Source organism: Thiobaca trueperi (genome assembly GCF_004342175.1).
GTDB lineage: Bacteria > Pseudomonadota > Gammaproteobacteria > Chromatiales > Chromatiaceae > Thiobaca > Thiobaca trueperi.
This window is the reverse complement of record NZ_SMAO01000004.1, coordinates 339362-355600: the sequence shown is the minus strand read 5'-3', so window position 1 is coordinate 355600 and position 16239 is coordinate 339362. Positions and strand designations below refer to the sequence as shown.

The 16239-nt window shown below is 59.6% G+C and carries 17 protein-coding genes; 10 read left to right on the top strand and 7 right to left on the bottom strand.

Features of this window, described 5'->3' with window-relative positions; genetic code table 11:
* Nucleotides 1-30 precede the first annotated feature (30 nt).
* From EDC35_RS09770 to EDC35_RS09730, 9 genes are all read left to right on the top strand, one after another.
* Complete coding sequence (locus EDC35_RS09770) at nt 31-687, top strand: class I SAM-dependent methyltransferase (RefSeq protein ID WP_132977056.1); 657 nt, start codon at nt 31-33, stop codon at nt 685-687.
* A 313-nt stretch (nt 688-1000) separates the two neighbouring features.
* Nucleotides 1001-1465 carry a hypothetical protein gene (locus EDC35_RS09765; RefSeq protein ID WP_132977055.1) on the top strand — a complete coding sequence of 155 codons (465 nt, stop codon included), beginning with the start codon at nt 1001-1003 and terminating at the stop codon, nt 1463-1465.
* Nucleotides 1466-1700: 235 nt separating this feature from the next.
* Complete coding sequence (locus EDC35_RS09760) at nt 1701-1946, top strand: hypothetical protein (protein ID WP_132977054.1); 246 nt, start codon at nt 1701-1703, stop codon at nt 1944-1946.
* Nucleotides 1947-1994: 48 nt separating this feature from the next.
* Nucleotides 1995-2417 (top strand): DUF6524 family protein, encoded by a 423-nt coding sequence (locus EDC35_RS09755; protein WP_132977053.1) that lies wholly within the window; start codon nt 1995-1997, stop codon nt 2415-2417.
* Between the two features lie 388 nt (nt 2418-2805).
* Complete coding sequence (locus EDC35_RS09750) at nt 2806-3417, top strand: hypothetical protein (protein ID WP_132977052.1); 612 nt, start codon at nt 2806-2808, stop codon at nt 3415-3417.
* A 111-nt stretch (nt 3418-3528) separates the two neighbouring features.
* Nucleotides 3529-3933 carry a hypothetical protein gene (locus tag EDC35_RS09745; RefSeq protein WP_132977051.1) on the top strand — a complete coding sequence of 135 codons (405 nt, stop codon included), beginning with the start codon at nt 3529-3531 and terminating at the stop codon, nt 3931-3933.
* Nucleotides 3934-3938: 5 nt separating this feature from the next.
* Nucleotides 3939-4760: a bestrophin-like domain gene (locus tag EDC35_RS09740; protein WP_132977050.1), complete on the top strand. Its 822-nt coding sequence runs from the start codon at nt 3939-3941 to the stop codon at nt 4758-4760.
* On the top strand, nt 4757-5170 hold the full coding sequence (locus tag EDC35_RS09735) for a DUF6524 family protein (protein WP_132977049.1): 414 nt from the start codon (nt 4757-4759) through the stop codon (nt 5168-5170). The genes EDC35_RS09740 and EDC35_RS09735 overlap by 4 nt, the downstream gene beginning before the upstream one ends.
* Nucleotides 5171-5176: 6 nt before the next feature.
* Nucleotides 5177-6154, top strand: a complete 978-nt coding sequence (locus EDC35_RS09730) for a hypothetical protein (protein WP_132977048.1) — start codon at nt 5177-5179, stop codon at nt 6152-6154.
* Between the two features lie 64 nt (nt 6155-6218).
* Here the strand turns inward: EDC35_RS09730 and EDC35_RS09725 are convergent, their stop codons facing one another.
* The 5 genes from EDC35_RS09725 to EDC35_RS09705 all read right to left on the bottom strand — a co-directional run bounded on the left by EDC35_RS09725 (nt 6219) and on the right by EDC35_RS09705 (nt 13654).
* Nucleotides 6219-7547, bottom strand: coding sequence for a peptidoglycan-binding domain-containing protein (locus tag EDC35_RS09725; protein ID WP_132977047.1), 1329 nt, complete (start codon nt 7545-7547; stop codon nt 6219-6221).
* Between the two features lie 25 nt (nt 7548-7572).
* Complete coding sequence (locus EDC35_RS18840) at nt 7573-9078, bottom strand: ABC transporter substrate binding protein (RefSeq protein WP_132977046.1); 1506 nt, start codon at nt 9076-9078, stop codon at nt 7573-7575.
* Entirely contained in the window at nt 9075-11990 is a 2916-nt protein-coding gene (locus tag EDC35_RS09715; RefSeq protein ID WP_132977045.1) for an MFS transporter, read from the bottom strand. The genes EDC35_RS18840 and EDC35_RS09715 overlap by 4 nt, the downstream gene beginning before the upstream one ends.
* 86 nt (nt 11991-12076) lie before the next feature.
* A complete protein-coding gene (locus EDC35_RS09710) occupies nt 12077-12457 on the bottom strand; it encodes a hypothetical protein (protein WP_132977044.1) in 381 nt (126 codons plus the stop codon).
* Between the two features lie 102 nt (nt 12458-12559).
* Complete coding sequence (locus EDC35_RS09705; protein ID WP_132977043.1) at nt 12560-13654, bottom strand: tetratricopeptide repeat protein; 1095 nt, start codon at nt 13652-13654, stop codon at nt 12560-12562.
* 136 nt (nt 13655-13790) lie between these two features.
* Between EDC35_RS09705 and EDC35_RS09700 the strand changes: the two genes are divergently transcribed.
* Nucleotides 13791-14552, top strand: a complete 762-nt coding sequence (locus EDC35_RS09700) for an MlaA family lipoprotein (RefSeq protein WP_132977042.1) — start codon at nt 13791-13793, stop codon at nt 14550-14552.
* Here EDC35_RS09700 and EDC35_RS09695 read toward each other — a convergent pair.
* Nucleotides 14543-14749 (bottom strand): hypothetical protein, encoded by a 207-nt coding sequence (locus EDC35_RS09695; RefSeq protein WP_132977041.1) that lies wholly within the window; start codon nt 14747-14749, stop codon nt 14543-14545. The genes EDC35_RS09700 and EDC35_RS09695 overlap by 10 nt on opposite strands.
* A 235-nt stretch (nt 14750-14984) precedes the next feature.
* Complete coding sequence (gene ispG / locus EDC35_RS09690; RefSeq protein ID WP_132977040.1) at nt 14985-16229, bottom strand: flavodoxin-dependent (E)-4-hydroxy-3-methylbut-2-enyl-diphosphate synthase; 1245 nt, start codon at nt 16227-16229, stop codon at nt 14985-14987.
* Between the last annotated feature and the right edge of the window lie 10 nt (nt 16230-16239).

Below are 16239 nucleotides of genomic sequence, written 5' to 3'. Positions count from 1 at the left end.
CTCAAAAACGAGTGCAGTGAGTTGCGTATCATGGATATTGCCCTGCTTCAAAAGACCTATCGGCGTTACGCCAATCATTACGACTATCTGTTTGGCCCGATTCTGCATCCGGGGCGCCGGCTCACCGTCTCGCTGGCCAACACCAAACCGCACCAGCAGATCCTTGAGGTCGGCGTTGGCACCGGGCTGTCGCTGCCCTTTTATCGTCCCGACAGCCGCGTGACCGGCATCGATATCTCGCCGGAGATGCTGGACAAGGCGCGCCAGCGCGTCGCCGGCTGCAATCTCCTGCATGTCGAGGCGCTGCACGAAATGGATGCCGAGCACATGGATTTTCCCGACGCCACATTCGATACCGTGGTCGCGATGTATGTCGCCTCAGTCGTACCGAATCCGCATCGTCTGATCGATGAAATGCAACGAGTCTGCAAGCCGGGGGGCGACATCATCCTGGTCAACCATTTTGCCTCCAGGCAGCCTGTGCTGAGAAAAATCGAGGCCATGCTGCGGCCCCTGTCAGTCACACTGGGGTTTCGCCCTGACATGGCGCTTGAGAGCCTTTTCGACGCTGCGGATCTGCAACGGATTCAGGTGATCAATACTAATTTTTTAGGGTATTGGAAATTGATCCATTATCGCAATGAAGCTTCTTTGGCTTTTGCCGGATCAGAATCCCAGGCCATCTGAACGTCATAAAACCGATTAAACTATCGGCCTTGTTTTCATGTGCGCCAGTACCAACCTAGGCCGTGAGGGTGGCTCTAATGATTCGATGCGCCGGGGACGTCCAGTTAGGTAACTGTTTGAAGGCCTGTCAACGGGGAAAACCGGAAAACGAGATGGATATCTCCTGTTCATGACACCGCCATTTCATTCTTGACAGGAGAGTCGAAGCTGAATTAGGTTTCATCAGCCAGTCTTCATCGTGCGCACATCGACCTTGGTGTCAGGTGTCGGGCTCCACCACTTGACAGATCAACATTTTCCAGAAGGTATACACATGAAAGCCTTACCGATTTCCGGATTGATCGCTTTGTTTGTCGTCGCACCGCTCCAGGCAGAGCCTGTTCCCGGTCAGCCTTCCCCCGCGCCCACACCTTCCGTTGTCACCGCATCCCCGGCTGTCGCCAGTGCGACGAGCGCAGTCTCCGATGCCGCCGCAAAAACCTCACAGGAAATCGCTGAAGTCAAGGCCATGTTCAATCAGGTCTATGCCGACGCCAATAAAAATCTCTCGCCCGGCGCAGCTGAAATCCTGGCCATCGGCACTGGCGCCGGTCTTGGATTCCTGGCATCGGGCTTCATCATGAATGCCTGGATCGCCCCCGTTGCGGCTTCGCTTGCCACCACGCTCGGCCTCTCGGAGGCCGGAACCGGCATCGTCACGGCATCGGTCACGACCATCGGCATCATCTCGGGCACCTATGCCGGCGGCGTCTATGCACGGAATCTCGTCTCGAATTAAACCGCGTCCAATCATGACATGCATGGTCTTTGCTTTGGTCTGGTGTCGCTTCAGCTAACCGTCCTTGTCGGGGGCGCGGTTTAAAATTTTTAATGTTTTAAACTGCGTCCCCACCAAGTGCAGTGGATGCGCCAAAGGTTGATCTCACTCGAAACTTAGCATCTCGCTCCAAGACGCGGTTTAAAGTTGGATGCGATCCTTTTTGATTCTTTTCGACAACAGAGGATGATCATCCATGAGACGCTCAACTAAAACTGCTCTCGTCAGCGCATTTGCAATCGCCATCATCGCCGCTCAGATTCGTCCCGCCGATGTCGGCTGGGCGGAGCGCAGCTATCTCACTCAACATAAAGCCAGCCTGATTCAGGCGATGGAAGCAAAATTCAATATCAACGGCAATCCTCGCTACGACCCTTATTATCAGATGCTTGCCCAAGTCGAACGGCTGCGTTCGACCTCCTGGTTCAGCACTTCACATTAACAATTTTCATGATATATCGATGATCAGCGTCATGGGAGTGATAGAGATGTGAGCGGCGCGGAACGCCAGTTCAGCTTGAGCCGACTCAAGCGGAGATTTATTGTGATCTTCGCTTTCCTTTTTCTTATTCACAATCCTACCGGTCTGTCGGCAGTGGACTGGCTGCGCAACAGCGACAACGCCTTATGGTATCGTTTGACACTGGCGATCGTGATTCTGACGCTCCTGATCGTCCTGCTGCGTCATACCTGGACCGCGATGCGGATGCTCGGCTCGGCGGTCGTCGTCCTACTCATCCTCGCGATTGCGGCGTTGCTCTGGCATCTCTGGGATTGGGTCGAAATCAGCGAGATGACCCGCTATTTGGCGAGCATCCTGGTCATCACGTCGATCCTGACGTTCGGCCAGATCGTGCCCTTGGCAGTCCGCCAGTTGTCTGGACAAAAGGGCGTGCTCAAGTACCCCCCTTGATGGCTCCTTGCGGGTGGCTGGTGGCGTGCAAACAGGCTCGGCAGACAGTTTCCGGCTCGGCAGCCGGGCGCATTGGTTGGCAAAGGCGACCACTGTGACAGCTCGTTTTTCCCCCTCACCGTCGTGTGAAATCGTCAAGCCAATGGCCGGATCAGTAATCTGCGCAGTGTCCAGGCTTGCCCTGAGCGCCGTGAGCGAGGCATTAACGGCAAATGTCTCGGGATTACCCCGGCGAATGCCGCGACCCGACAACAGCCCGATCACATCATCCCACCAGGAATCGCGCTCGCCTTTAACTCGAACCGATGACGTAAACATTAAATTTAACCTCGGCGCTCATTAGACATCGCAAATTGGCTATTGCAACGATCCCGGAGCCTTTGATTGCATGAATGTCGAGCAGCACGTCTTATTGATTATCCAGAGCGCGATTCCAATGTTTATCCTGCCAACCTCGATGATTTTTGTCAATCGCCTGCTGATTCAGCATCTTGACAATCGCGGCATGTATTCGGTTCCACCTTTTTCATGGCTACCAATCCTGGCCGGCCTTATTCTGTGCGCCGCGGCTCTGGATGCAATGGAAGTCACCAGTTGGCTAAACCCGGAAGGCATCTGGCTTTCGGATTACTGGTCACTGCGTCTCGATGAACTCTATGACATCTGGCTGAACCCTTTTGATATCCTGTTTGCGCTGATTGCCGGCCTGATTCAATTACGTCTGGATATGCTCGACGATAGCTGGCGCCCCTGGGTGTTTCAGGCGCTGTTCTGGATCGCGCTGGCGGTGGCCCTGCTGGCGTGGCGTTCCTGGCAGGCCATGCGCGGCGTCCTGCTGTTTTGCTGGGCGACCCTGACGACCATGGTGGTTGGTTATATGGCAGTCATCATCCTGGCCTGGATCATGTATTGGCTGAATTTTTGGCTCCTGTTCGTCATTTTTATTTTTCTCTATCTCTATGATCAGGATGGCGATCTGCCGCAGCGTTCGCCGCTCTGATCGCGCTTATGATATGATCGCAAAGCCAAACGGCTTTGAATAATATACCGATCCGGGTGCCCGAACTTGTCCGAGACACAGCACAGAGGCCGACGCTTCCATGATTTCGTCATGGATCAAACGCAGCGTTGCAAATGGGTCAATAAACAACGCGAAAGCGAATGGCTGCAAAAGGCGACCTTCGATCTCGACCTGGATCCGTTCGAGGCTCGTTCCCTGATTCTGGGCGCGTCTTCGGCGCGTCTGGTTTTCGTTGAAACTGAAGTTGAGCGTCTGCTTGACGACTTGGTCGTCTCATTTGCTGATCCCCGGGGACGTCTCACCCGTGACTCTTTTCGTCAACTGGCTGCCGCCGTGCAAACCATGGCGCGCGGTGTCGTGGATAAAAAGGTCGCGGAACAGGCGGTCAAGGATGCCGCCGCCCGCAAGGGATTAAAACCACAGGGAAGCGGCCTACTGCGCTCGAAGCGTTGGTTTCGCGCCGCCGGGATCACCGACGCCAGAACTGACACTTAAAGATCATGGCGAGCAACTTTCTCGAATGGCTGGCGGAAACGCCCTTTCTGGCAGCCTTTCTGCTTCTCGCCATTCCCGGCATCCTGATTTCAGTGTTGGGGATCCTGCTCGTTCGCGCCTTTTATCCAAGCGAGTATCGCATTACCGGCACCGCCGCCCAGGCCAAAATCAATTACATGGCTGAAATTTATGCAGTCATGATCGGTTTGTTTCTGGTCTCCGCCTTCGAGCAGTACCAGGACATGCAGACGACCGTGAGAAACGAAGCCCTAGCCTTGCGTGCGCTCAGTCAGACCACGGCCCAATTTTCGCCGAGCGCACAGGGCGCCCTGCCAGATCTCATCCAGGATTATCTGCGCACCGTGATTGAGGAAGAATGGCCACTGCTGAAATTCGGCGACGAGAGTCAGGCGGCTCAAGTCGATCTTGACCGGATTTTTGCCGGCATCGCCGAGGCGGGGCGCTATTCAGCAGAGGATCGGGGGATTGCCGTCCAGGCGCAGCAGATCGCCACACAGGTGCTGACGCGGCGGGCGGAACGTGTGACGAATGGGCCAGGCAATGGTGACGCCCTGCCCAACATGCTTTCAAGCGTGCTGATTATCCTGACCCTGGTTGCCATCGCCCTTCCATGGTTCGTTTATACACCTTATGCGATTGTCCATATTCTGCTTGGCACCGCACTGGTCGTCGTCTTCATCTCGCTCATCACCCTTGCAGTGAAAATGCTCTATCCCTTCGCCGGAGAACTGATGCTTCAGCCAGACGACTTTGTCGCGGCGCTGCAAACCCTGACTGATCTCCCGAAGAACGGAACCACGCCATGAAATTCGGCATTTACAGTATCATCCTGCGCTGGTTTCTGATCGCTGCCGTGGTTTTCGGCACCTATAACCCGAGCGGACGTTCATTTATACATTGGGCGTTTGAGTCCGACGCCGATCTGTCACTAAAAATCTCGGTCGGTCTGGTGGTCTTCGCACTCAATCTGACCTTTATTCAACTGACCTTTCGCGCGCTTGGTTATGCCGGCGTGTTCCTGCTGACGATCTGCATGATCTCCATCGCGATCACTCTCTGGCGGCTGGAATTCGTCACCTTCTATAGTTGGGAATTACTGCAGTTGTATATCATCATGTTCGTGACGATCGCGCTCACGATCGGCGTCTGCTGGTCGGCAATGCGGACCCGTCTCTCCGGTCAGGTTGACTCAGACGACATCAGCAGGAGACTTTAAATCAATATGTTCGGTCATTCCCGATCACTGTGGCTTGGCGTTTTTCTGACCCTTCAGACCGGCATCGGCCAAGGCGCCGCGCCATCCGCCCCCGTCGCTGCATCGCCTTTCGCACCACCCGCGAGTACCACATCAACCGATTTCGCGCTCTTGGTCGAGCCGCTGAGTGCGGAATGGGAGGCTCGACTCGTTCCGCCCATGCTGCAAAACCTCCTGCGGATCGCGCCTTACACAACGATAAGGGCGGAACCGGCAGATGCCCTGCGTGCTGTCGCCGGATCGTCCCGACGTCTGGCGCTGCTGCGTCGCTCAAGCGCAATCGCCGCTGGTGCGGGTGACAATCAAGGCATCGAGCTGCTCGAAATCGGCCCGGCGTCCTGTCTGACGCTGGCCGTGCGCCAGGATTCCATCTGGAACACCTATGCTGATCTGAACTACGGATCTGAGCGCCCACTGCGCGTAGAGGCGGTCAGCCCGGGCGCACGTCAGGATTTTCAACGTCTGCTCAATGATTTTCCGATTGGCAGCAAAGTGCTGCTTCTGGAGCGCCCGACCCATATCGCCGTCCAGCGTCTGGTGGCCGGGGATGCGGATCTGGTGGTGCTCGATGTTCCCCGGCGGGGCGCGTCTGATCAGCCGGAAGATGTCATGACCTTCGTCACCTCGCGCGACCTGCGCCTGCTGGAACTGCCGCTGGCGCTCGACCGGGCGGCGGACGGACGCAAACTCGGCGAGATCGTCATCTCGAAGGGCTGGTTCTGGGAATCACCCAAGCTCTATCGCAGTCTCTGCGACCCCTTCGTCCTTGCCATGCCGACGACCGGCGCCGACCAACTGATCTATGCGCTCTATTCCAAGCTGGCGGAAGAAGGCGGCACCGGCGGCGCCGCCCCCGCTCAAACCGAGACGCAACCGGGCTTTTTTGCAACACTCAGCGATGCCTTCCGTCGCCTGCTGGTCGCGGCAGGGATCCTCTCGCCCTGAAAGAAACAGACAGGACGAACAGAATTGACACTGTGAATGGACTGATGGTCATTCGGGAGTCACGCTACCGACTGGCCGCTGCCTGCTGAATCCGGTCGATCAAATCAAAGGTGATCGATCCATTTGACGTTTGTCCCTCTGCCGTCTGGAAGCGCCGGATCGCCTCGCGGGTGCGGGCTCCAATCAGCCCGTCGGGGCGGCCCGCCTTGAAACCCAGATCATTGAGATGACGTTGCAGCATCAGGACCAGCGGATTGCTCAGTGGCGGCTCCTTGAGCAGACGGGGTTCGCCCTGGTCAAGCGTGCAGCGGACCAGTTCCAGGCGCGTCTCGCTCCCGGCATGTAGCAAGACATAGGGCTTTGCCGGATCGCAGATCGCGGTCGATACCGGTGTTTCCGCTTCGACCTGAACCGGCTCAGGGACCGGTACGGGCGTCTCAACATCGACCGGTGCTGGCGGCGAGGGATCAGGCGCCGGATCCGCCGCCGTCGCAACCGGTGTCCAATCCGGTATCGCAACCGACATGCCTGCACTCTCCGCAGTCGTCATCGCCCCGACCTGTCCCTTGCTCAACACGCGATGCAATGCATACACCAGACGGTCGGCCTGCCCCTTTGGCATAGCGAGCACAAAGGGGTCGCAGAGGGTGCGATAGGTTCGGGGGGATTCCCAGAACCATCCCGACGAGATCAGCACCTCGCCAGCGGTCAGACCGGGCGCCCTGGCGATCAGGGCTGGCGGGATGTCCAGCAGACGCAAGCCGCGCTCTGCCACCAGCGGCATCGTCTCGCTCGGATGAGCGCCGACACCGTGGCGCGGGACATCAAGCACGGCCAGATCACTATCCCGTGCCGCCAGACGCTGAAGTGCGATCAGTGTTGGTCGAACCTGAATCTGGACCTCGCCAGCCAGCGGAAAGGCGGTCAGCAATCGCTCGAAATCCTGATGCGCCGCAACGCTGGCGACATCCACACGCAGCGGCCGACCAGACCCGTAATTCAGATCGCCATAGCTGAACCAGTCGGCGTCGTCGCGCACAACCAGCGTCAGACAGGCGGCAGGACCGATTTCCAGCCATTCGACGGGGGACGCCGCGCCGGCAGCCAGGGCGCTCGAACGGCGCAGCAGCGCCAGATGATGGGTCGAGGCACCCACGGCTGACAGCGCATCAATGGCTGACGCACGCTGAATGACATAAGGACCAATGCGCATCAGGCTTTGCAGCAAGGGTGGCAGCAGGCTGGCTTCCCATTCCGCGCTCATGGGCTCGGCCAGCAGCCTGAACTCGCTGGCTCCGGTCGTCGGGGCAGAGAGGGTCTGCGCCGATGAAACGCCGTGCCAGCCTGCCAGAAGGACGGTTATGAACACGGCTGACCGATGAAAAGCTCGCATGATCACTGGCTCCGGTTGTCCTGGTCTATGGGGATGACGCTTGCAGACGATCAAGTAACGCGAAGTCGATCATGCCGGTCGTTTTCAGCCCCTGCGCTGTCTGAAAGCGCCGGATCGCCGCACGGGTGCGGGGGCCGATCAGACCATCGTTGCGCCCGGCGTCGAAACCCTGATCGTTGAGATGTTGCTGAACCAGCAGGACGAGCCGGTTCGTCAGTGGTGGCGCATCCAGCACACGCGGCGCACCATTGTCCTGCACGCAGCGCGGCAACTCGATCCGGGACGCACTGCCGTCATGCCGCAACACGAAGGGTTGTCCAGGATCACAGGGTGAAGGCGGCGCGATGCGCTCAACCGTCTGCGTTTGACCGCTCGAAGTCGCTGAGATGGCTTCTGTTTGCTCGACCTTGCTCGCCTCAAGCGGAATGGCCGGAACGGTTGGCCCGGACGATTGCCCCGGCGGCGCAACGGTCGCAGCAGCGACGTCATCCGGCAGACAACCGCCTTCGTTGTAGCAGATGAGCTCGGCGACTCGCAACAAGGCAATCGGCGGCAGACGATGGACGCGGCGGGCAGCGTCCACATTGACGAGAAAGGCGAAACGGTTGATCGACTCAATGGGGATCTCAGACGGACCCAGATGGTCGCGCAGAATCTGTGTCGCCTTGAAGCCGGCGAATTGTCCGACATTGTAATAGGCGCTGACCAGACCCATGGTCGCGCCACTCGCACGGACGGGATCTTCCGTGGCTGAAAAGGTGGGAATCTCAGCCGCCGCTGTGATCCCTGTAATGAGTCGGGCATGCTGGATCACAAAGGAGTCGGATGGCAGATAGATGACATCGACCTTCTGGTCAAGCAGATCCTGAACGACGCGGCTGATCGCAGCGGCGACAGCGTGGGAACCATTCGCAGGTGTGACGGGTGCGCGCAGGACGCTCAACCCGTCACGTTCAGCCAACTGCGTCAAGGCATCCACCGACAGCGCGGAATTGGGCTCCTGCGGATTATAAAGGATCCCCAGTCGCGTACAGGGCAGCGCCTCGCGCAGGGTCCGATACTGCGCGGCAATGGGAACCGTGTGCATGGTTCCGGTCAGATTGCGTCCGGATGACTTGAGATCGGGGACGAGTCCGGCGCCCACAGGATCGGCGACGATATTGAACAGGATGGGGATATCCGTGATATGCACGGCCGGATCAATGCTCCCCTGCGTACCCGCCAGGATGCGGGTCAGGGTGGTGCCAAAGCTGTAAACGAGATCCGGTCTCATGGCGCGGATGTCATCGCGCATCGCTGGAATCGCGTTGGGATCGTTGCCTGCATCCCGCACGATGAACTCGACAGGCAGATCATGATCCCGCAGATAATCCATGAAACCCTGTTCAGCCGGCGTCATACCCCGATACAGGGCCAGATAAATTCGATGGGTCGGAGGAGAGACGCTGGCACCAGCGACTTCCGAAGCCATGGCGCCAAGGCCGACGAGCAGGATCAGCAGGACGCTCAGGATGGTCGGAAAAGGCTTCATGCCGCCGCACGCTCCGCACGCAAAACCGGTTGCACGCACGCTTGCGATGAAGCCAGCCGCCGATCCTGGCGCGCGAATGCCAGCCAGATCAGACCGAAGAGCGCCACGGATAAGAGGGCGTACAGACCGAGCGCCAGGAAGGCGCCATCGAATCCCAGCGCCCCGATCAGCAGCGCCAGAACGATTGGCCCCAGCACATTGCCGAGACGCTCCATCAGCCGGAAGATCCCCATCACGGTCCCGGCACCCATGCGTTCGCTATGGATCCGGCTCACATCCATCACCAGCGAGAGCTGCGGCGAGACCCCGATGGCCTGAGCGGCCCCCAGCAGGGTGATGCCAAACACCGCCAGCAGCACGCTCGCCTTGAGTTCGAGCAGCAGGATCGCGAGCGCCGCCAGCAGACCACCCACTGTGACAAATCCAGCGCGCCGGCCCCAGGCGTCGGCGAGATACCCCACCAGCGGCGACAGGAGGATCATGGCCAGACCATAGGTCATCATGACCCGTCCGACATCGCCCGAGTTCAAGGCCAGGGTGCTCAGATACAGCGGCATCGCATAGTAGAGAAAACCGGTCAGGATCAGCTTGGCGGGGATCGCCGTCAGCAGGGTCACGGCCATGAAGCGCGGGTTGCGCAGCAGATCCCAGAGATCCGCCAGTCGCACGCGCGAACGGGCGGCGACTGACGGTCCTGCCGGAGGAATCAAGAAGCGTCCGGCAACGGCGGCGGCAATCAGGGCCAGCAGGGCCGACAGCCAGAAGACCGGTGCATAGCCGATCCGTTCGGCCAGGATGCCGCCGATTGCTGCGCCGCACAGCGAGCCGCCGAAAAAAGTAGCCAGAAACATCGCCATGCCGCGTGTACGCTGGGCGGCCGGGGTGTAATCGACCACATAGCCTTGGGCGGTGATGAAGACGACGCCATACCCCAGTGCAGTCAGTGATCGCCAGAGGATGAGATCCCAGATCCCCTGTGCCGTCGCTGTCAGCGCCAGCCCCACTCCGGCCACAAGGGCGCCGAGCAGAAAGGCGCGGCGGCGGCCTACCCGGTCGGACCAGGCGCCGCCGGCTGGCAGCGAGAGCGCCCAGACCAGCATGAAGATCGAGATCGGCAGTCCCAGCACCAGTTCCTGCGACCAGCCGGGAATGGGGGTGTAAAGCTGTCTGACATAGAGCGGGAAAAACGACAGCGACAGGGATTCGGCGAAGATGAGCAGAAAGAACGGCCAGCGGATCAGGATCAGCCGATCCTCGGCAACGGGTTGCAAGTCACCCGCCTGATCGCGGCCATAACGATCATGCAGACGGGTCAGCGCGATCCGGGTCGTCTCGGTCTGTGCCTGGGCCAGCGCCTGCCGGCAGACCTGAGCGACATGGTCAAGACGCGCGTTCAGGGCAGCGGCAAGTTGTCCAAAGTCATTGCGAGCACGAACGACGATGCGCGCGGCAAAATTGCCAGCGCACACCTCCCGCGCCAGACGCGCCACGGCAGAAAGCGGAACATGGACGAGAAAGGCGATGGCGAACAGCAGCAACTCGAAGGCGATCAGCATGGAGACCAGTGCGACCGTCCCGAGATCCCACCAGATTTCAGCCATCTGATGGTCGATAAAGCGACGCTCCTGCCCGACATGGAGATAGCCGATGAGGCCGGACACGCGATGAACCGGGGTCGGGGTATCGACATAAATGTCCGACTGAATCACGACCGGCCCTTCCGAAGCGGCATTTCGGGCTTGAAGATCAGCGCGGATCTGCTCGGGAATGGTGCCGGCAGCGGCCTGGATCTGGCCGGACGGATCGACCAGCGCGAGATAACCGACTTCAGGATGATGCGTGCGAATGGTCTCGAAATGATCGTCCAGACCTCGCAGGGACTGCGGCTGCACGCCATGCGCATCCAGAAACAGCAGCATCCGCCGCAGCGAATCGCCGATGACCTCCGCCTTGCGATGGAGCGCAGGCTCGAACTCGCGGCGGAAATCGAGCAGGGTCAGATAGGAGAGGACGCCAACACCGGACAGGATGAGCAGAAGCGCGAACAGCAGCATGCGTCGGTTGAAGCGATCCAGTCCAATCAAACGGGCAAGCGTTGCGTTTGATTCCATCTCAGGCGCCGCATCGTCTGGCCGGCCTGCCGCCACCTGTGCGAGCCGACGCAGCGCACGATTGATGGCCGCCGCAAAGGCCATGACGTTGGCGAGCATGTCGCTGACCGGATGGGCCGGTGTCTGCGCCTCATCAGGGCGCTCCAGCCTCCCTCCCCCGCAGGCTTTCGCGACATGCAATTCGGCGCGCAACGGGCGCACGAGCCGATAGACCCCCACCGCCACCAGCAGCGTCATGATGGCCTGAGTCAACACCAGATTGCGCACCAGCGCAGCGCGCATCGATACAACGGGGGCATCAACGCGCGCGCGGTCATAGGCCAGTACCAGGGTTCCCGCCGGCTGGTTGAAACTGTTTCTGAATCCCATGCCGAGCAGATAACGGTCGGGGTTCGCCAGATGCCAGCCATCCTGTTCCGCCGCGCCATGCGGCCAATCGCCTGGTATCCGCTCCGGCACGCTGACATCTCCCTGTGCGGCCTGGAAGATGATCTGACCCGATTGGTCATAGACCATGATCGCGAGAAGATCGGCATCCTCATCCAGCATGGTCTGCAAGCGTTGCGGCAGAGTCGTCAACTGCGTCAGGGCGAGACCGAAGTCCATACTCGACTCAATCAGACGATGCAGATCCTGGGTTGGAACCAGCATGCGCGAGATGGCGAGCTGCGTATGGGCGCGCCTGAAATTAGCCTCGTCGAGATAGGACGCCAGCGCCAGACCAATGGCCAGAATGAGCGCAATGGCAAGGGTCAGGGTCAGGGTCAGGCGCCCGCTGCGTGGCGCCGGCTGTAATGGCATGGATCAATCTCGGCAAAGATGGACGCAGGGGCGACGAGAAACCCAACCTCGTTCGCCCGCGTACCTGGAGACGGTTATCTGGCGTGTTACTTGGCGGGAGCCGCCTCTGGTTCTGAGAGATCGGTGCGCAGCGGATACAACAGGGGATAATCCCAACCACCATAGAAAAAATCGTAGGTTAACTGGACGCCGTAATAAACCAGAGCCGCGACTGCACTGGCGCCGCAACCCAGCATAGCCGAGACACCGGTGGTGGTCATGGCCGTTGCGGGAAGAATCTGCGTGCCGGCCATCGTAAGCGCGGCGGGGCCGACAAAGAAGGCGGTCAAGCCGAAGACAGCGCCACCGGTCAGACAGGCGCTACCGGCGCCTCCCAGAAATTCCTGGGAAGTCGGTGCGGTCGCGGCATGGACATTGGCAAGACCCGCGCTGAACAGGGCGACGGTGAAGAGGAAAGCACGAATCATAGCGTTAGCACTCCCGATTGGCAGCAAGCGATTGAATAGGATGTTGACCGCCACACCGAGGCTGAGCGGGATCGGTTGGGCGGCTAGAAGCGAACAGATACCTCAGGATTGGGGGGCGGATTCTCTGGCCATGGCCTGATCCAGCAGCTTTCGTGGAACTGACGGATCGGGATGCGTGACCAGGGCGCTTTGCAGTAGCTTGATCGCTGGATCGAATTGTCCGTGGCGCAGATAGAGCGAGCCAAGACTGGTCTGAAGCAGAGGATCGTTGGACGCCAGCGCCAAGCCCTGAACATAGACTCCGCGCGCCGCCTCATCCGCGCCGATTTTGACCAGATGGTCGCCCAACAGCGTATAGATCGGTGGGGCAAACGACGTGAGATGGTGCGTGGCGAAGTCATTCTGGTGCATCTTGACGACCGCCAATTGCATCTTCTCCAGACCACCCTTGACATCGCCCTTGGCGACCAGTGCCTCACCCCAACGCGCAAAGGCGAGCGGGAAGTTGGGGTCGATTCGCAATGCCTCCTGATATGTGAGGATCGCCTGATCATATTCGCCCAGTCGATAATGCACACGCCCCCGAAGCAATAGCGGCCACACCTTGGATACTTGCGGCAGGACGCGAACGCTATGCTCAATCATCGGCAGACTTTTGGTGAAATCACCCAGCGCGTAGTCCTGACGGAAATAATAAAGCGTCAAGACATAAGGATCGACCTTTTCGATGAAAAGCTGGGCGAGCCTATCGATGAGGACAGGTATGTCTTCATCCTGACCGCCCTTGACGGACAGATAAAACAATTGCCCATCCGCCGATTCGCCCTTGATCCCCAGCTTGACTCCATCCGGTGACTGAACGAGATAGGGATCGAGACTATAGGACTGCAAATCGAGAAATTCGCGCAGCGAATCGACGACGCCATCCACATAGAGCCGCTCCGCCAGGACATCAATGGCGGATTCATCCGCGTTGAAGACGCCCAGCGAATCACCGCGCGAGGTGCCGGCTTCCCGGGCGATGATCCGAATCCGTTCCCGCAGGAGTTTTGAGACCAACATGCCGTTGTATCCCTGATAATATTCAACCGTAAGCGGCACGTAGGCCTTGCGGACCACGATCGGATCCGTCGAAAGCAGAGCGGCAAGACCCACTGCGGATCCGGCGCCGAAAACAAGGGTGGCAAGATCGAACATCCGGATAACTCCTTCGTGAACGGCCTAAAGGTTGGGATAAGGCGACTTACTCTAGTCCAAATATCAAAAGCAGACAATACACCCAGGGTTACTTGGCCGGTGATATGACAAACAGGTCACAGAAGAGTTGGGACTCATGATCTATCGCATTGCGACATATTTTCTTTTGCTCTCCATGACGTTTTCAGGCATATCGCTTGCGCAGAGCAATCCGGACAACGTCTCGCCAACACCGGCTATTCTCGATGGTTATAGCCACTTCATGTTCGATTTCAACCATGAAGTCTATCGTTTCATTCACGAATTTGGCGCGGGCCTCGCGCCACAAACCCCGCAGGCTGCACCAAGTCAGACCGACCAGGGCGGCGGCTTCGGCAACATCGCCATCAATTTTGTCAACGAGCCCCTCACCCTGCTGTCGGGATTGCTGATCGGAGACTGGGCGACCGCCTGGACCGCCACGCAGCGGTTCGGCATCAACAGCACGGTCGGCGTGCTCGGCTGGTACGACACCGCTACCGACTGGGGTTATCCGCGTCAGGAACTGGATCTCGGGCTGGTGCTCTGCGCCTATGGGGTGGACGCCGGACCCTATCTGGTGCTGCCCTTCATCGGCCCGCGCACCGCCCGTGACGCCTTCACCGATGTCATCGTCACCAACGCCATTCTCTGGACATCCATGTGGATGCTGCTCGACCCCTCATCGGGCCTGCTGGCGATTGCCGCCGCCGAGGCGGTTGAGGTCGTGGCCGAGATCGCCGCCACGCGACAGATCGACAGCCACGCCGGCAAGCTGGAGTTCTCTGATTACGAAGCGATGCGCGCTGACTATCTGGCGCATCGCCTCGACCGCTGCAACGGGCTGCGCGGGATCGCGAGCGATTCCGGTCAGGATTGAGCGATGTTGCCTGACTCGTCGATCTCGACGAGGACGCCCGAACCATTCGGCAGCCTGACGATCACCAGCCGGCCCAGTGTGGGATGCCGGGCGGCGACGACCGTAACCCCCGACCCGGACAGTCCCTTCTCGCCCACGACATCGCTTTCGTCTGCCAGGTCAGCGAGGATGGCGGCTTCGGCATCAATCAGGCGCATCGTTGATCCTCCGGTTTCATGTTAAGGCGATTTCCTGAAAACAATCTACCCACTGAGAGATCGTGAATGGACAGGATTCACAGGATTTTTCAAGATTGACAGGATGAAGAAAACAATAGCTTGTCTCCTGTAAATCCTGCGAAATCCTGTTCATCCTGTCCATTTGGAGCCTTGACTCTGGTAGAAACTTTCCCGTGAAACCACCTCAGTCGTCAGTCGTCCTGCCAACTGGCGTTCAACCCGAGCGCGACCCCGCGCCATAGTGGGATTCGATATAGTCATCCACCATGCGTTTGAACTGGTCGGCAATTCCCTCGCCTTTGAGCGTGGTGACTTTCTCGCCGTCGATATAGACGGGCGCTGAGGGCCGTTCGCCGCTGCCCGGCAGGCTGATGCCGATATTGGCGTGCTTGCTCTCGCCGGGACCGTTGACGACGCAGCCCATGACCGCCACCTGCATGGTCTCCACGCCCGGATACTGAGTGCGCCACACCGGCATCTGGTCGCGGAGATAGGTCTGGATATTCTGCGCCAGATGCTGAAAGGTGTCGCTGGTGGTGCGACCGCAGCCGGGACAGGCCGTGACCATCGGCGCGAAGGCGCGCAGCCCCATGGTCTGAAGAATCTCCTGCGCGACCACCACCTCCCGGGTGCGCGCCTCGCCAGGGGCCGGGGTCAGCGACACGCGGATGGTGTCGCCGATACCTTCCTGCAACAGCACAGCCAGCGCAGCGGTCGAGGCGACGATGCCTTTGGAGCCCATCCCCGCCTCGGTCAGACCCAGATGCAGCGCATAATCGCTGCGCGCGGCCATCATCCGATAGACCGCGATCAGATCCTGCACCCCGCTCATCTTGCAGGACAGGATGATCCGGTTTTTGGGCAGACCCAGTTCGACGGCGCGCTCGGCGCTGGAAAGGGCCGACTGCACCATTGCCTCGTGCATGATGTGTTCGGGCTCGCGCGGCTGGGCGGAACGGGCGTTTTCGTCCATCAGGCGGGCAATGAGTTCCTGATCCAGACTCCCCCAGTTGACCCCGATCCGCACCGGGCGCTCATAGCGGCAGGCCAGATCGATCATGGTCGCGAACTGGCTGCCCTTCGTTTCGCCGGTGCCGACATTGCCCGGATTGATGCGGTATTTGGCCAACGCCTGCGCGCACTCGGGGTAATCGGCCAGCAGCCGGTGCCCGTTGAAATGAAAATCGCCGACCAGCGGAACCCTGCAACCCTGGGCATCAAGCGCCTCGCGGATCGCCGGCACCGCACGCGCGGCGGATTCGTGATTGACCGTGATTCGCACCAGCTCCGAACCCGCCCGCGCCAGCTCGGCCACCTGTTGCACGGTACCGGCCACATCGGCGGTGTCGGTATTGGTCATCGACTGGATGACAATCGGCGCCAGACCGCCAAGGGTGACGGGGCCGATGGCCACGGGAAGGGTGATGCGTCGTTGGATCGATGGTCGAACTGGGCTCATGGTGCCTGTT

What these genes read in the sequence shown, in the direction of transcription:
- EDC35_RS09740 (WP_132977050.1), top strand. Translation starts at nt 3,939, where the DNA reads ATGGCGAGCAACTTTCTCGAATGGCTGGCGGAAACGCCCTTTCTGGCA.
- EDC35_RS09710 (WP_132977044.1), bottom strand. Translation starts at nt 12,457, where the DNA reads ATGATTCGTGCTTTCCTCTTCACCGTCGCCCTGTTCAGCGCGGGTCTT.
- EDC35_RS18840 (WP_132977046.1), bottom strand. Translation starts at nt 9,078, where the DNA reads ATGAAGCCTTTTCCGACCATCCTGAGCGTCCTGCTGATCCTGCTCGTC.
- EDC35_RS09715 (WP_132977045.1), bottom strand. Translation starts at nt 11,990, where the DNA reads ATGCCATTACAGCCGGCGCCACGCAGCGGGCGCCTGACCCTGACCCTG.
- EDC35_RS09765 (WP_132977055.1), top strand. Translation starts at nt 1,001, where the DNA reads ATGAAAGCCTTACCGATTTCCGGATTGATCGCTTTGTTTGTCGTCGCA.
- EDC35_RS09770 (WP_132977056.1), top strand. Translation starts at nt 31, where the DNA reads ATGGATATTGCCCTGCTTCAAAAGACCTATCGGCGTTACGCCAATCAT.
- EDC35_RS09750 (WP_132977052.1), top strand. Translation starts at nt 2,806, where the DNA reads ATGAATGTCGAGCAGCACGTCTTATTGATTATCCAGAGCGCGATTCCA.
- EDC35_RS09730 (WP_132977048.1), top strand. Translation starts at nt 5,177, where the DNA reads ATGTTCGGTCATTCCCGATCACTGTGGCTTGGCGTTTTTCTGACCCTT.
- EDC35_RS09725 (WP_132977047.1), bottom strand. Translation starts at nt 7,547, where the DNA reads ATGCGAGCTTTTCATCGGTCAGCCGTGTTCATAACCGTCCTTCTGGCA.
- EDC35_RS09695 (WP_132977041.1), bottom strand. Translation starts at nt 14,749, where the DNA reads ATGCGCCTGATTGATGCCGAAGCCGCCATCCTCGCTGACCTGGCAGAC.
- ispG (WP_132977040.1), bottom strand. Translation starts at nt 16,229, where the DNA reads ATGAGCCCAGTTCGACCATCGATCCAACGACGCATCACCCTTCCCGTG.
- EDC35_RS09760 (WP_132977054.1), top strand. Translation starts at nt 1,701, where the DNA reads ATGAGACGCTCAACTAAAACTGCTCTCGTCAGCGCATTTGCAATCGCC.
- EDC35_RS09705 (WP_132977043.1), bottom strand. Translation starts at nt 13,654, where the DNA reads ATGTTCGATCTTGCCACCCTTGTTTTCGGCGCCGGATCCGCAGTGGGT.
- EDC35_RS09700 (WP_132977042.1), top strand. Translation starts at nt 13,791, where the DNA reads ATGATCTATCGCATTGCGACATATTTTCTTTTGCTCTCCATGACGTTT.
- EDC35_RS09745 (WP_132977051.1), top strand. Translation starts at nt 3,529, where the DNA reads ATGGATCAAACGCAGCGTTGCAAATGGGTCAATAAACAACGCGAAAGC.
- EDC35_RS09735 (WP_132977049.1), top strand. Translation starts at nt 4,757, where the DNA reads ATGAAATTCGGCATTTACAGTATCATCCTGCGCTGGTTTCTGATCGCT.